This window comes from Cutibacterium avidum ATCC 25577, from assembly GCF_000227295.1.
GTDB lineage: Bacteria > Actinomycetota > Actinomycetes > Propionibacteriales > Propionibacteriaceae > Cutibacterium > Cutibacterium avidum.
On sequence record NZ_JH165054.1, the window covers coordinates 1,114,550 to 1,129,769 of the forward strand.

10 protein-coding genes and 1 pseudogene are annotated in these 15,220 nt (G+C 62.5%); 8 read left to right on the forward strand and 3 right to left on the reverse strand.

The genetic code is table 11. The annotated features are described in order from the left end of the window. The 4 genes and pseudogenes from HMPREF9153_RS04965 to HMPREF9153_RS04980 all read left to right on the forward strand — a co-directional run. The coding region (locus tag HMPREF9153_RS04965) for a TIM-barrel domain-containing protein (protein WP_004810017.1) at positions 1-1,107 on the forward strand (1,107 nt) is incomplete at its 5' end. Beyond that, positions 1,104-2,888 (forward strand): annotated as a pseudogene (gene uidA / locus HMPREF9153_RS04970) (beta-glucuronidase). The gene HMPREF9153_RS04965 and the pseudogene uidA, both read left to right, overlap by 4 nt. A 284-nt stretch (positions 2,889-3,172) precedes the next feature. Beyond that, complete coding sequence (locus tag HMPREF9153_RS04975; protein ID WP_004810023.1) at positions 3,173-6,553, forward strand: PPi-type phosphoenolpyruvate carboxykinase family protein; 3,381 nt, start codon at positions 3,173-3,175, stop codon at positions 6,551-6,553. Positions 6,554-6,947: 394 nt separating this feature from the next. Further along, a complete protein-coding gene (locus tag HMPREF9153_RS04980; protein ID WP_036901549.1) occupies positions 6,948-7,649 on the forward strand; it encodes a (2Fe-2S)-binding protein in 702 nt (233 codons plus the stop codon). On the opposite strand, the gene HMPREF9153_RS11850 is transcribed toward HMPREF9153_RS04980, so the two are convergent. Continuing rightward, positions 7,598-8,281 (reverse strand): hypothetical protein, encoded by a 684-nt coding sequence (locus tag HMPREF9153_RS11850; protein WP_004810028.1) that lies wholly within the window; start codon positions 8,279-8,281, stop codon positions 7,598-7,600. The two genes, HMPREF9153_RS04980 and HMPREF9153_RS11850, sit on opposite strands and share 52 nt — an antisense overlap. A gap of 196 nt (positions 8,282-8,477) precedes the next feature. Between HMPREF9153_RS11850 and HMPREF9153_RS04985 the strand changes: the two genes are divergently transcribed. The 4 genes from HMPREF9153_RS04985 (at position 8,478) to HMPREF9153_RS05000 (ending at position 12,298) form a co-directional block, all read left to right on the forward strand. Beyond that, positions 8,478-9,821, forward strand: coding sequence for an aminotransferase-like domain-containing protein (locus HMPREF9153_RS04985; RefSeq protein ID WP_171023444.1), 1,344 nt, complete (start codon positions 8,478-8,480; stop codon positions 9,819-9,821). Positions 9,822-10,067: 246 nt separating this feature from the next. Beyond that, positions 10,068-11,015, forward strand: coding sequence for a D-alanine--D-alanine ligase family protein (locus HMPREF9153_RS04990; RefSeq protein WP_050796891.1), 948 nt, complete (start codon positions 10,068-10,070; stop codon positions 11,013-11,015). Beyond that, positions 11,008-11,724 carry an SURF1 family protein gene (locus HMPREF9153_RS04995; RefSeq protein WP_004810033.1) on the forward strand — a complete coding sequence of 239 codons (717 nt, stop codon included), beginning with the start codon at positions 11,008-11,010 and terminating at the stop codon, positions 11,722-11,724. The genes HMPREF9153_RS04990 and HMPREF9153_RS04995 overlap by 8 nt, the downstream gene beginning before the upstream one ends. Positions 11,725-11,746: 22 nt before the next feature. Next, positions 11,747-12,298, forward strand: coding sequence for a DUF3817 domain-containing protein (locus tag HMPREF9153_RS05000; protein WP_171023436.1), 552 nt, complete (start codon positions 11,747-11,749; stop codon positions 12,296-12,298). A gap of 227 nt (positions 12,299-12,525) precedes the next feature. Here the strand turns inward: HMPREF9153_RS05000 and HMPREF9153_RS05005 are convergent, their stop codons facing one another. Next, complete coding sequence (locus HMPREF9153_RS05005; protein WP_004810037.1) at positions 12,526-13,449, reverse strand: ParB/RepB/Spo0J family partition protein; 924 nt, start codon at positions 13,447-13,449, stop codon at positions 12,526-12,528. After that, the gene (locus HMPREF9153_RS05010; RefSeq protein WP_004810039.1) at positions 13,446-14,438 is read right to left on the reverse strand and encodes a ParA family protein; all 993 of its coding nucleotides are present in this window, start codon (positions 14,436-14,438) and stop codon (positions 13,446-13,448) included. Before HMPREF9153_RS05010 ends, HMPREF9153_RS05005 begins: the two co-directional genes overlap by 4 nt. Positions 14,439-15,220 lie beyond the last annotated feature (782 nt).

A 15,220-nucleotide genomic window follows, 5' to 3' on the forward strand; every position in this document is an offset into this window, starting at 1 on the left:
GGTTTTGGTCACCCGGTGGAACTCGACCGGATCCGTCCGGTGCAGGCCCTGCTCATGAATCGCGCCTCCTACGAGGCCCAGCGCGAGGCCGCTCCCAGCGAGCGCCCCTTCCTCATCTCCCGGTCCGGACCGCTCGGGCTGCAGCGCTACGTCCAGACCTGGAGTGGTGACAATTCCACCTCCTGGCGCACCCTGAGGTACAACACCCGGATGGGCGTGGGGATGAGCATGTCCGGCCTGGTGAATTTCGGCCACGATGTCGGCGGTTTCGCCGGCACCGCTCGCCCCAGCCCCGAGCTCTTCGCCCGCTGGGTGGCCAACGGCGTCATGCACCCGCGATTCACCATCCACTCCTGGCATGACGACGGATCGGTCAACGAACCGTGGATGTATCCGGGGATCACCGACATCGTCCGAAACATGATCCGGCTGCGTTACCGGCTCATTCCGTTCCTCTACACCTTGTCCTACCTGGCGGCAGAGAGACGCGAACCCATCGTCAATCCGGTGTTCAGCCTCGATGATTCCCTCCTCGAGGAGTCCGACGACTTCCTCCTCGGACGTGATCTCCTGGTCGCTTCCGTGGTGGAGGAAGGTCAGGCCACCCGTACCGTCACCCTTCCCGACGTCCCAGGCGGCTGGTTCGAATTCGACACCGGCATCCACCACGACCCCGGCACGGTCACCCTTGATGCCCCGCTCGACCGTCTTCCCTTACTCGTTCGCGCTGGAGCGGGGATCCCACAGTGCACCCTTCCCGAGCCCACCGACGAGATCATCACGACGCAGACTGTCGAAAACTCCCCGCACCGGATCGTTCTCTACCTTCCTGATGGCGAGGGCCATTCGGAGGGGTTTTTCTTCGACGACGACGGCCACACCGATGGTTACCGCGATGGGCACGGATACTGGTTGACCTGGACCGCCGACCACGACGCCACCACCGTCACCGTCCACACCCACGTCGAAGGCGACTACCAGCCACCATGGGGAGCCATGGACTTCGCCCTGCGACCCAGCGACGACCGCACGATCAAGGTCATCTCCGAGCTCACCCCCTCAGCCTCAAATCAGCATCCCACAGTAGAAAACACTGGGAGGCCATGATGCTTCGACCACAGGACACCCCTACCCGAGAAACAAAGTGTCTGTCGGGAATCTGGCACTTCGCCTTCGACGCCGAGGACCGCGACCAGGCTGAGGGATGGTTCACCCAGCTGCTGCCGGAGTGCGCCGAGATGGCAGTTCCGGCCTCCTACCAGGACCTCTCCACCGACCCCGCAGTCCGTGATCACGTCGGCCCGGTCTGGTATCAGCGTGAAGTCCGCATCCCGCGCGGCTGGGCCGAGGATCGCGTCGTCATCCACTTCGAGTCCGCCACTCACACCGCCACCGTCTGGGTCGACGATGTCGAGGTGGCCAACCATGTCGGGGGCTACCTTCCTTTCGAGGCCGACATCACCGACCACGTCCGCGCCGGCGAAAAATGTCAACTGACGGTGCGCGTCGACAACCGACTGTCCTTCCAGACCATTCCGCCGGGCATCGTCGTCGACTCGCCCGAGGGCCCGAAGCAGAAGTACTGGCACGACTTCTTCAACTACGCCGGCATTCACCGCGATGTCTGGCTGTGCAGCCGTCCGACCTCACATGTCGAGGACGTCACCATCACCACCGATCTCAACGGGGATGACGGAATCGTCAGCTGGACGGTCCTCTCGCGGAATTCTGACTCCCTGACGACCCAGGTGACGATTTTCGACGCCGAGGGCAATGAGGTTGCCAATGGGATCGGCGCCTCCGCGACAACCAGCATCCCCTCGGTCCACCTCTGGCAGCCGGGTCAGGGCTACCTCTACGAGGCCGAAATCTCCCTGCTCAACGGGGAGCGTGTCGTCGATTCCTACCGTCAGGCTATTGGTGTGCGCACGGTCCGCGTCGACGGAAATCGCCTCCTCGTCAACGGAGAACCGGTCCACCTGACCGGATTCGGCATGCACGAGGATCACCAGACCATCGGAAAAGCCCACAACGACGCCCTCATGCTGCGCGACGCCGCATGCCTTGAATAGATTGGCGCAAACTCCCTGCGCACCTCCCACTACCCTTACTCCGAACACGTCCTTGACTACGCTGATCGTCACGGATTGCTCGTCATCGACGAGACTCCCGCAGTGGGCATGAACATGGGCTTGGGAGGCGGCATTTTTGGTGCCCAGGGCTACACCACCTTCTCCGAGGAGACCATCAACGGCGAGACCCAGAAGGTTCACACCCAGGTCATCCGCGACCTCATCGCCCGGGACAAGAACCACCCCAGCGTCATCATCTGGTCCATCGCCAACGAGCCCGAGTCCGAGACCGAGGCGGCAGAAAACTACTTCCGCCCCCTCTTCGACGTCGCCCGTGACGCCGATCCCACTCGTCCGGTGAGCTTTGTCAACGTCATGCTCGCCCCGTGTGGGGCGTGCCGGGTTTCGCAGTACTCCGACGTCCTTCTCCTCAACCGCTACTACGGCTGGTACGTCGACACCGGTGACCTCGCCGCGGCCGAGCGTCACTGGCGCGAGGAGATGGAGGGCTGGGCTAGCGAGAACAAGCCGATCATCATTACCGAGTACGGCGCCGACACCATGCCTGGCCTGCACCAGACCCCCGCTCAACCGTGGAGCGAGGAGTACCAGGTCGAGGTCCTCAAGATGAACGAGCGGGTCTTCGACTCCTTCGACGCCGTTATCGGCGAGCAAATCTGGAACTTCGCGGACTTCGCGACCACCAGCGGCATCATGCGCGTCGGTGGCAACCGGAAGGGCATCTTCACCCGGGATCGCCAGCCCAAGATGGCCGCCTTCCACCTTCGCAGGAGGTGGCGCGGTACGGAGCAGTGATCGGCGGCCTCCCCATGGTGAGGGACTAAAATTAAACGCGCATGGTGGACTCCCTGACGACAAGTTGCGGTGCAAGGACCACGCTGCGTGGGCCTTCGGCAGCATCTCGCCCACACCCACACAAGTGCAACTGACGTGGAGGGAGCCCACGTCTCGACCCACCGAACGTCGAGAACCATCCACACCTACGCAGGCCGAGTGCCCTGACGCCCAACTCCACCCCTCTTGGATGCCCGTCTGACCACGCTCATGGAAACTTCACAATTTCAGGGGACAATGGATTCATGGCCACCCAAGCTCACACCGACTCCGTGAACCTCAGATTGGCGCTCAACGGCCTGCCACTGCCGACAGCCGCGCGCGCCTCCGACATCGACGTCGTCGCCCCGGTACTTGCTCGTCAACGGGAACTCAGACGGGAGATCCCTGAGCTCCTCTGCCCGGCTGACCGACGCATCCAAGCATTCATCGACCGTTACCTCGGCGAGGACTCCCCCGTCCATCCCCACCTGCCCGAAACCACCCTGACTCTCGATGAGCCCGGCCTGGCCCGAGCCCTTTCCCTCCCCGTCGACGGTGACGAGTTCACCTCCGACCTGGTCGCGAGTTACCGGGTCGCCAACGGCGTGCTCCACAACCCGCGCAACGATCGTCGCACCACCGCCGGCGTCTTCCATGTCGCGGAGGGCGGTCTGGCTATCCCCGACGACAAGAAGGCCGTCCCGATCGACGTCTTCGCCCGTCTCCTTGACCTCGCCTTCCAGGCCCCGCCGGAGCACACCCTGCTTCCTTACACGTCCACCCAGCCGGTTGAGCGTCAGGCCCACACCTGGGTGTCCCTGCTGCTGCGTCCCCTCGTGGTGCCGTGGATCCCGGGCTTCGTCTCCGAACGTCGCATGGAGACCCGCTTCTTCGCTCCCGGCGGTCTGGTCTCCAACCTCGACTTCGTCGAAGGTATTTTCGGCAATGCCGGGGACCCGCTGCTGCCCGCCAACGACTCCGCTCTGGAGCCCTCGGGATGGACCGGCCACAGCGGCTGCGTCATCCTGGCCCCGCACCTCAATCTCGTCCGCAAGGTCGACCTCGGTCTGCCTCACATCGACCAGGCCACCGACCGCCAGCGTCGCGACGGCATGTGCTGGTCCGACGAGTCGGAGCTCTACAACGAGGGCAAGCCGTTCAAGCTGTGCGCCCGTGACGAGTCCGGAGTCATCCTCACCATTGTCGCCGACAACTACTTCGGCTACTGCAAGAAGGAGGTCAAGACCCAGATCTCCTACTCCGCGAACCTCTTCGGACTGGCCGAGGAGGAGCACTCCGGTGGTGCCCGCGCCTACCGTTCCCACAACCAGGGCCAGGAGTACGCCACCCCGACCTGCGAGCGGACGGTTGCCGACGTCGTTGCCGAAGACCCAGACGATTTCGAGATGCTCGACAAGGGTCACGCGAAGGTCCTCGGCATCGACAACGTCCTGCTGGTACCCGGCGGAACCAAGTTCAGCCTGCGCGACGGCACCGTCTCCTGGGATGACGGCGCACAGTCGATCCCGATGCGCGCCGACACCGAGTACGTCTCGCCCGACGGCTACCGCATGAAGATGATCCACAACGAGGCCGACAACCAGTGGTACCTCGAGGGTACGTACGGCGAATCGACGACCTTGCACAAGTGCTGCACAGTGTCCGGCGGCGGCAAGTCGGAGATCTCCAAGGCAATCTCGGACACCTTCCTGCAGGGCAACGCCTACGCCCCGGACTTCGAGGCCGACATGGACGCCGTCGAGGACATCCTGCACCGGGATTTCTCGTCCCGATTCGCTGACCCCGAGCTCAACGGAAAGGACCACCGTCCGATCCTGTCGGCGGAGCGTTCCGTCGGGTCGGTCATCAAGCTGCTCACCCCGTCGTCAGATTTCACCGACTGGTACAACGACTGGATCAACTCCATCCCGTCGTTCCGCAAGGAACTCATCTTCACCATCAAGCGCTATTACAAGCCCGAATGGGGTGACGACTGGCGCTCCCACTTCACGGTTGCGCCGACGAACGGCCGCCACGGCAACATGGTGCGCCTCGACGGTCAGAAGATCCTGGTGAGCATGGCTCGCGTCGGTTTCCAGCCCGACGGTTCCTGGCGTCTGTTCACCCTGCGCCACGACTACGCCCCGGCCATCAAGGTCCAGACCGAGGACGACATGACGGCTTCCATCGTCACCTCTCCTGGCATGGTCACCGGTCCAGAGGGCCTGTCGCGCAAGGTCGTCGCCAACTGCGAGGCGCTCCTCTTCCAGCGTCCTGACGACGCTATTCACCGCGGCTACGATACCCAGACCGAGCGCGACATGAGCGAGCGCGACCTGTTCATCTCGAACTATCAGCCTCTGACCCGCGATGACGTCAGAGCAATGCGAGACGACGTGGTGGCCTTCTCGAAGTTCACCAAGCCGATGCGCGAGGCCCTGTCGAATTTCGCCGACTCCGATCCTTCCGAGGAACCGAAGTACGTTGTCTCCAGTGCCGATCCGCGTCTCATTGACGGGGTGCGCTCGCGTAACCCGCGCTACCTGCAGGTTCGCCCCGACATCGCGAAGCCGCGCGAAACGGCGATCGCGAACCTGGCCAGCCACCTGTACCACGGCCGGCGGGTCAACGAACCGCTGCCTCTCCCGGTCGACGTCGTCGCTGCCGGTCGGCGCAACAACCCGCCCGAGGACAAGATCCCTGCCCTGTGCGCCTACAACCCGCTGCACTACATGGAGCTGCCGGAGTTGTTCATGGAGTTCATCTCTTCCATGACCGGCAAGAGCCCCTCGACGACGGGCGCCGGTTCGGAGGGTGCACTGACGAAGGCCCCGTTCAACGCCCTCCCGGCAGTCTTCGACCTCAACTCCTCCTTCCTGTCCTTCGTGCTGTCCGGTTACGACGGTTGGCTGTCCTCCGCGGGGTTCATCGGCCCCAACGTCGAGGTGGCCCACGACATCTCCCTGCTCGTACCGGAGATCTTCTGCCGGATGTCGCCGGAGGAGAGGGATGCCAAGACCCTCATCGAGGGCGGATACCTGGAAAAGATGGAGGACTTCGAGAAGGACGGCGAGCTCATCCTCGCGTCCCGTCTGGGCTACCGCATGACCGAGAAGTTCATGCGCGCCTACTTCGGTCGAATCTTCCTGCATCCCGACACGGTCTTCACCCCGGAGATGCTGCGTCCGGAGCTACAGGACGCCGAGATCTTCGCCGATTCGGTGCGGACGATCTCGATGACTCACGCCCGGGTGGCGAAGGCTTACTTCGCTGATGGGACGATCTCGCTTGCCGTGCCGCCGATTCGGGCCCTGCTCGAGATCATGGCGACCGGCACCTGCGAAGAGGGTTGGACCCTTGACGATCCTGAGCTGCGTGAGATGTTCACTCGCGAGTCCGTGCTGGCCTCCGACTGGTACGCCGAACGCCTCGACGCCAAGCAGGCCGAGGATGCGCGACGCTCCGAGATGGGTATTGCGCAACTCGAGGAGTTCATGGCTGACCCGCGCAACGCCGCCGCCTGCGAGGAGATTGACGTCCAGGCTCGCCTGGATCACGTCCGCCGGTTCCATGATCGGGCCGTGACCGAGGAGTACCGCCAGCAGCTGGTGGGAACCCTCGGCCGACAGGTTAACTTCCGCTGAGATAGACGGCCCCGGGTGACACCACCCGGGGCCGATCTCTGCCTGCAGCGGGTTTTGTGCAGCGACGTCTCTGTTTTGCCCCCGTGGTTGTCGGCGGAAGCCTCCTCGCTGGGTCTGCGTCACTGACGCCAGTTGGCTGCTCCCCTACCCTGTGACAAAAACTCCCGCCTCGCGAAGGGTCGGAGCACCCAAATGCTTCAACCAGGTGCGAGGCGGGGTTTTTCGCACCTGAGACGTGCACACGACTGACGGAACCCTGGCTCGAGGAAGTCACAACGAGCCCGCCTGCCGCCAAGAACCGGCCATGTCTCGGGACCAGCCCTGTCTTGACGCGCCGCTGCCCAAAAAACCCAAACCAGCCCCTCTGGCTACTGTTACGAAGCACGATGGGGGCGTGGACTTCATCGATCTGACGGCGGCGGGTTTCGACGAGTGGGTCAGTGTCGAAAACCATCAGCCCAACGAGACTCCCGCTAATTCCTGGCTCCCCGCTACCCACTTGATGACTCCAGAGGTCATGGATCGTCGCATCAACCACACCCACGAGGCCCTTTTGGCCCAACGCCACGAGGGAAAGGCCGGTCACGGACACGATGTCGCGGCTGCCCCAGGTACGGTTGCCCGTCGCGTCGCCGTGTCCGCCACCCAGTTGGGAATTGTCGCCAGGCTCGTCGTACCTGTGGTCGCGGCGCGGACCCTGGGCCACGATGTCGATTTTCCTCGCCTGGAGGATCTCTGGTTCCGGGACGTGCTTCAGGCACCCGTTCCAGTGTCAGTGGCCTGGAAACCTGGACCAGCGAAAATCACCGACTCGGCCGTGGAGAGAATCACCGATGCCTTCATCGCCGCCGGGCTGAGCAAAATCGTCGCTCTCGACAACGTGGCCTCCGCCGTGAGCACCTCGGTCATCATGATTTCCCGCTGCCGTCCCGATCTACGCCAGGCCGCCATCGACGCTGCAACCGAGATGTTGATCATGGTTGACCCTCGCCCTGGGATCACCGCCGGTCCAGGGTTCCATCGACGCAGCTGTTGTCTCTACTATCAGGTGAGCGGTTCGCGGATCGCCTGCTGCGGGGACTGCGTCCTGGTCTGAGTGGCGCTCGCCGTCGATTCGTGATCATGGCGCGCTGAGCCCGTCGGCCATCGCAACCGTCCAACGTCGGCCGGGGCGAGGCCGTCGCCCCGCAACCACCCGAACCAGCGTTCCACCCAGCTCTCGTCGCTCTTGATCGATCTGCGAAGATCCAGCCTCATCCGCCGCACGGGACCCGCGCACATGGAATCGACCTCCTGGAATCCCCACGACTCCAACCAGGTCACCGGCGCAAGCCGTCGATCAACGCATGGTCCGACGACGCCGCCGGCCTCAATCACCGGAACCGAACTGTGTAGGCGTGCAGCCAAGAACGAAGTGCGCACTCGCCCCCAAGAAACGTCGCTTCGATGGGGCAGGAAGCCCACCAGGACTGCGCCCCCGGGTGTGCGGGGGATTTTCGACATCGGGTGCTCGTCAGGAAGGCAGGACTCGGGCGCAACCAGGATGATCCCGTCGAACTCGTCACCATGACGACTTGCGACCCCGAAGAACCCCCAGGCCTGGCATGCAGCGTCGGCCCATTCCGGGAGCGGTGAACCGGCGTCGATTCCCCAGGATCGGAGTTTTCCGGAAACGCCAAGGGGTGCGGCATCTTTCCTCGTCAGAGTTGTCAGGTGCCTGACTCGCATGATGCCTCCTCAGATGTGCCCGAGTGCGGCCCGCAGCGATGAACACTACTGACAGGGCTTCCTGCGAGGTCTGTGCGTGAAATAGACCACACTCGTATGAGTGTCATTCTAGGTTTCCGACGCATAGGTGGGGCACAGTGGGAGGGTGAGCAGCACAGACCACAGCACCAGGCAGCCTGTCCCTTCGACCGATGACGTGCGCATCGACGCCGCCGCTGCTCCGAAGGCCGCTGAGGCCACCACGAACCGTCGCGTCGACACCACCTTCGACAAGTTCCATGATCGTTACTCCGTCCGGACCCTTGGCCTGAAGACATCCCCGGTTCGAGCCCTCTTCTCGGTGGCGAACCGTCCCGAGGTCGTCTCGCTGGCCGGTGGCATGCCGAACATTGCCGACCTTCCCCTCGACGTCGTCGGCGAGTCGTTGAAGGAACTCATCGACACCCGCGGCGCCGTCGTCATGCAGTACGGATCCGGCCAGGGCGAGCCAGAGATCCGTGAGCACATCTGCGAGGTCATGGCCGCCGAGGGTCTCATCGCCGACCCCGACAATGTCACGGTCACCTGCGGCTCCCAGCAGGGGCTCGACCTCGTCACCCGAATCTTCTGCAACCCAGGCGACGTCATCATGGCGGAGTCACCGTCCTACGTCGGGGCTCTCAACACCTTCACCTCGTACCAAGCTGAGGTCATCCACGTCGACATGGACGACGAGGGCTTGGTGCCGGAGTCGCTGCGCGAGAAGGTGACGGCTGCGCGTCGCGACGGCAAGTCGGTCAAGTTCCTCTACACCATTCCCAACCACTCGAACCCGTCGGGAATCTCCCAGTCGACCCAAAGGCGACGCGAGATCCTGGCCGTGACGGATGAGCTCGACCTGCTCGTTGTCGAGGACAACCCGTACGGTCTGCTCAATCTCGACGGGGATCCCTTGCCGACCTTGAAGTCGATGGATCCCGAGAACGTCATATATCTGGGCTCGTTTTCCAAGACCTTCGCTCCGGGGTTTCGCGTCGGCTGGATGCTCGCCCCGTCCTTCGTCCGCAGCAAGCTGGTCCTCGCGCAGGAATCCGCGACCTTGTGCCCGCCGGTCTTCTCCCAGTTCGCCATCTCCAGTTACCTGACTCATTGGGACTGGCGCGGGCAGGTCCGCAGCTTCATCGACATGTACCGCGTTCGTCGCGACACCATGCTGGCCTCGTTGGCCGAACACATGCCCGAGGGGACGACGTGGACCCGTCCGTCCGGCGGATTCTTCGTCTGGTTGACGATGCCGGGAGCGGTCGATTCGGCCGCCATGCTTCCTCGGGCGGTCACCAAGCTCGTTGCTTACACCCCTGGAACAGCCTTCTACAGTGACGGACGAGGACAGCGCAATATTCGGCTGTCGTTCTGTTATCCGACGCCTGAGCGGATCAAGGTCGGCGTCGAGAGGCTGGCCGGAGTGATGCGCGACGAACTCGACATCGCAGAGACCTTCCAGCTGGGCGACGGGCGACGCCATGTTCGCGATCTGGGGCCTGGACCGGATCTCGCCTGAATTCCTCGGCGGCGACGCGGTCTGTGAGGACCCTGCGACGTGAGCCCGGCGCCATGTCGGGATGGCCGGGCGTGATTCGTGAGACTGCGGGATTCAACTGGTCGCTGAGTATGAATTCGGCGATTTGTCGATTTATCTGTGAATCGATGAGAGATGGCTGCTTCTGATTGAGCCTGTGGGTCCTGTCTGGCTGTCTTGGGAGAGTCGGTGTCCCCGTCACTGTCACGACGCTGGTTGAATGGGGCCATGTTGCAACCAGTCGTCGTCCTCGCCGGAGGGCTCAGCCATCAGCGCGACATCTCTTTGAAGTCGGGTCGCACCGTTGCCCAGGCGTTGCGACGAGTCGGACATGAGGTCGTGGAGGCCGATATTGACTCCTCCCTCATCGAGACCCTGCGCGCCAACGACGGAGCCGTCGTCTTCCCCATGCTGCATGGTGGTCTAGGAGAAAACGGGGCTCTTCTTGAAGTCCTCCAGCTCATGGACATCCCCTATGTGGGATCGGGGCCGGCGACCTGCCGCATTTCCTTCGACAAGTCCATTGCGTCACGAACCGTCGCTGCCGCGGGTGTCGCCATCCCTCAGCAGGCGGCTCTCCCCCACGACGTCTTCCGAGAACTCGGAGCTCAAACCGTGATCCGGTCCATCACGGAACGGTTCGGACTTCCAGTCATTGTGAAGCCAGCTCGCGGCGGCTCGAGCTTGGGGGTGATGAAGGTCGAAGACGCCGTTGACCTCCCCCAGGCCATTGCCAATGCCTACGCCTATGACGACATGGCGGTCGTCGAGGAGTTCGTCACCGGAACCGAACTTGCGATTGGCATGATCACAAGCTCTGAGGGAACGCGAGTGCTCCCTGCCGTTGAGATCCGCCCCGTCGGTGGGGTTTATGACTACTCGGCGATGTACACCGGGGGCGAGACCCGTCTGACGGCTCCCGCCGACATTAGTGATGAGACTGCCGAAGCCGCAACTCAGATGGCCCAGATCGTCCAGCGGGAGTTGGATTTCTCTGGCATCTCCCGTGTGGACGCCATCGTCGACGGGTCTGGACGTCCGGTGTTCTTGGAGGCTGGTGCTGCTCCCGGCATGACGGCCACGTCCCTCGTGCCCGTCGCGATGGAAGCCGCTGGCCTGGATCTCGGCCAAGTGTGCTCGCACCTTGTCGCTGACGTCGCCCGTAACCATGACTGAGGGCGACAAGACGTCAGGAACCAGCTCTGCCGTTCGCGTCAAGCAGGCGCTGATCATGCTGATTGGCACAGTGCTGGCCGGGGTTATGGTCATCCTCGGCCTGTGGCAGATGAATGTCTTCGAATCCCAGCAGAACAATTCCACCCAAGCCCGTATAGATCAGCCTGTCATCACGTGGGACAAAACTCCCAAGCGAGCTGACGTCATGGCCCAGTACGGGCGCCGGGTGAGGATTACCGGCACCTTCGAACCTTCAACCGCTACGATGGTGGGGACGTCATGGCCAGTCAGGGCCGTCCAAGGAGTACGTCTCAGGTCGGGCGAGACGATCGCTGTCGTCCGGGGAATGGTCTCCGAGGGCCAAAACACTCCCCCGGCCCCCAAGGGCACCGTGACGCTGACGGGTGTCCTGGCGGCCTCAGAATCCGACGATGAGCACCGCAACCCCCAGATGCCAGCAGCTGTGCTGCCCTCGCTGCGTCTTGAGGTGTTGACCCAAACATGGCCGCAGCCGTTGGTGCCGGCGACACTGACCCTTGACGAGGACGGTGCACGTGCCCAAGGTTTGGCCCCTGCTGAACCGGTCCTTCCCAAGGGAGACGGCGGTGAACGTAATCGCGGCTATGCCCTTCAGTGGTGGGTGTTCGCTATCTTCACCATCGCCATGTCCATCGCTTTTGCCAGAGCCGCGGGGAAACATAAGGACTGATCCTCATCAGGTCCCGCGGCGGTTGGCCGGCGTCAGTACTCTGTTTCACGTGCAACATACCGACGACGTGACCAGCGATGAGTTCTACGCTGTCCCCTCGGCAAGCGCGCCAACAGCGGGAGATGGAGCGCATACCAGTGCCCATCACCATGGGTCGAACCCAAGTTCGCCTGTGGATGCGGCTGAGGCCGAACAGGAGCCGTGGATTGAACCCGACGAGATTCCTGGGGTACGCAAGGCCTTGATTGCCTATCGAGTCATGGCGTACGTCGTGGGCACCCTCTTGGTCGTCCTGGTGTGTGTAGCAATGCCACTGAAGTACGCCGCCGGGAAGCCGACCATGGTCAACGTCGTCGGCATCTCTCATGGGTGGCTCTATCCCGTCCTCCTCATCACCGCGTACGTGTTGGGCCGCAAGGCAGGATGGCCGCTCACGAGGCTGCTGATCATTGCCTTGGCAGGAACCGTGCCGTTCCTGTCCTTTGTTGCCGAATACTTTGCGCGCAAGGACGTCGAGCGCCGTATTGACTCCGCGAACGCCTATTGGGCTGGCCACCAACCGCCCGCCGAATGAGCCCGTAACTCAGGACGAGACCGCGTGAGCCCGACTCCGACGGCAGACTTGGTTCCCCGTTTGCGTCAGACCACGGACTTCTCGTCGACCTCGTCCCTGCGGACGTCTTTAATACGGAATGCCGTCCCGCCCACTGTGCGAGAGTCGGTCGCACGATGGCTGCTGACCTATGGCAATGCCCCTGACTGGCGCTACAGCGTCAACCAGGGGCATTCTTTCATCACTTATCACTTTGACAATATGTCGATAAGTCGCTCTAACTCCTCATTGTCACTGAACTCCAGGGTGATCGTCCCTCGACCGTTACGACGCTTCACCTTCACCGCGGTACGGAACCGCTGGGACAACTCATCCCCCCACTTCGCCGCTTCGGCATCCCGTCGAGGCTTCTTGCGCTGATGCGGCTTGACCTCGGTCGTGTCGTCGAGCGTCTGCCGGACGAGTTCCTCCGTTGCACGCACCGAGAGACCTTCATCCACGATGCGATCGGCAATGTTGCCCTGGAGGTCAGCATCTTCGAGCGAGAGAAGAGGACGAGCGTGTCCAGCGGTAATATCACCCTCGAGCAGTCGCTTCTGAACACCAGCACTCAGCTTCATCAGGCGGATCGTATTCGCGATCTGCGATCGAGACCGCTGAACCCGCTCCGACAATTCGTCCTGAGTGCAGCCGAAGTCATTGAGCATCTGCTCGTATGCAGCGGCTTCCTCCAGCGGATTGAGCTGGACGCGGTGGAGGTTCTCAAGGAGAGCATCTCGCAGCATGTCCTCGCTGGCCGTGGTACGTACGATGGCGGGAATCGTCGTCAGCCCAGCTTTCCGGGTCGCACGCCACCGTCGCTCGCCCATGACGAGCTCATATCCGTCGTCCACGGGAGTGACGACCACAGGCTGCAGGACCCCAACAGCTTTGATGGAGTCAGACAGCTCGGTCAGCTCATCGTCATCAAAGATCTGTCGTGGCTGATGGCTATTGGGTCGCACCTTGTCGACACCGATGAGCGCGAACCGTGACCCTTCAACCTCATCGTCCGAGAGGGAGCCAGCAGAATCCTCCTCCAGGATCTCGTCATCCTCCTCGTCGAGATCGGTCCTCTGGAAGAACTCCCCAAATCCGCGTCCCAACCCGCTGTGCTTTGCTGCCATCGTCATGACTCCTTGCTCTCGGAGGTATCAACTGGCGTTTCTCTTCCGGAGGCAGCCGCGTTCGGGGCCGGAGCATGCCGCTTGGCGAACTCTGCAGCCGCCTCACGATATGCCACAGCACCGGCTGACTTCGGATCGTACGTCAAGACGCTACGGCTGTAACTCGGTGCTTCGGACACACGAACGGACCTTGGGATCCGTGTCGTCATAGTTTCCCGTGCAAAGTGAGTGCGAACCTCCTCATCCACCTGCGTGGACAACCTGGTCCTGCCGTCAAACATCGTCATGAGGATCGAGGCAAGGCTCAAATCCTTGTTCATTGCGTGTCGCACAGCGTCAATGGTGCGCATGAGCTGCGTCACGCCCTCCAGGGCGTAATACTCACATTGGATCGGCAGCAAGACTTCATCCGCCGCGACAAGTGCATTGAGGGTCAAGAGGCCCAGAGACGGGGGGCAATCGAGAATGACGTAGTCAACGGCGTGGGTCTTGAGATATTTGCGAAGGGCCTTCCGTAGACGACGCTCTCGCCCCTTGACATCAACTAGTTGTAGTTCTGCTCCGGACAGATCAATCGTCGCCGGTACAACTTCGAGACCGGGTGCCTCCGGGCTCTCCTTGGCGACGAGTGCGATGTCCTCCTCGTCAATGAGGACTTCGTAGGTGCCGGGCGTCCCTGCCTCGTGATCGATCCCAAGAGCCGTCGAGGCGTTGCCCTGGGGGTCGGTGTCGATGAGAAGCACCTTGAGCCCGCTCATAGCCAATGCCACCGCAAAGTTGATTGCTGTCGTAGTCTTCCCCACCCCGCCCTTTTGGTTGGCGACAACGATCGTGGTGGGTTTAGCGGGACGGGGGAGAGTCAATGGCATGGCAGAGGCCGTAGCGTCATCAACGCGGTCGGCGGCTGGATCCGCTGCGTCAGGCACCTCGGGACCATCAAAGGCCGCCCGCTTAGGTGCTCCGTCATAGATGGGGACCTCGTCGGTCATACGCATCCTTTCACTTGCGAGCGGGAATGATGTTTCACGTGAAACACCGTCGGTTGGACACTCTACCGGGCACGCCTCCCAGATCCAGAGACATTTTCCTTTCTGTGGATAACTACGGAGACGGGACGTGCACGCCTGTGGATAACCAACTCCATGTGGTGGATAACAGAGAGCACAACGAGGAACTCAGCCTTTGGCACCCACGCGCGCGGACCCCGTGCCGTATAGCCTCATGATCCGCGCTCGTCTCGGGCTAGCTTTTGTCTGGTAGGACGGCCCACCGACATGAAGGATCGCCGAACCTGGCTACCCATCTGATCATGGTGCAGTTCACGTAGAAGCTCTCATCAAAGCACGCGTCCCCACGTATCTGTTACTTGTGCGCACAGCCAGCCCCTAGGTGCGGGTTCAATAGCCTCCGAGGAACACCATGTGGGATCCCGAGAGCCTATAGTTTGATGACGACGAACCATGATCAGATCGATCCGAGGTGGTCATGGCCGTGCCAAATACCCATGTTCAGTCGGACATCACCTAGGCCTTGACAGCCCGCGACGCGTGCGTACCCGACTGCCGGATCAATCGCTGGCATCGCATTCTGTGATCGACATGGGCACCTTTCTCCGACCTCAGCCCAGCGGACACACGTCCGGCGAAAGCCCACACTAGGCAGGAATTCGCGTCCGGCCGGAAGTCACGTCTGGCCGGAATCAGACCGGAGGTGAAAGCCGGGACACGAAAGGTGGCGGGAGATGACGCGGTGCCGAACCGGACCAGGGCCACACAGA

Excerpts from the sequence above, each read along its gene's own strand:
- HMPREF9153_RS04990 (WP_050796891.1), top strand. The coding sequence starts at position 10,068 with ATGTTGCAACCAGTCGTCGTCCTCGCCGGAGGGCTCAGCCATCAGCGC.
- HMPREF9153_RS04995 (WP_004810033.1), top strand. The coding sequence starts at position 11,008 with ATGACTGAGGGCGACAAGACGTCAGGAACCAGCTCTGCCGTTCGCGTC.
- HMPREF9153_RS11850 (WP_004810028.1), bottom strand. The coding sequence starts at position 8,281 with ATGCGAGTCAGGCACCTGACAACTCTGACGAGGAAAGATGCCGCACCC.
- HMPREF9153_RS05010 (WP_004810039.1), bottom strand. The coding sequence starts at position 14,438 with ATGCGTATGACCGACGAGGTCCCCATCTATGACGGAGCACCTAAGCGG.
- HMPREF9153_RS04975 (WP_004810023.1), top strand. The coding sequence starts at position 3,173 with ATGGCCACCCAAGCTCACACCGACTCCGTGAACCTCAGATTGGCGCTC.
- HMPREF9153_RS05005 (WP_004810037.1), bottom strand. The coding sequence starts at position 13,449 with ATGACGATGGCAGCAAAGCACAGCGGGTTGGGACGCGGATTTGGGGAG.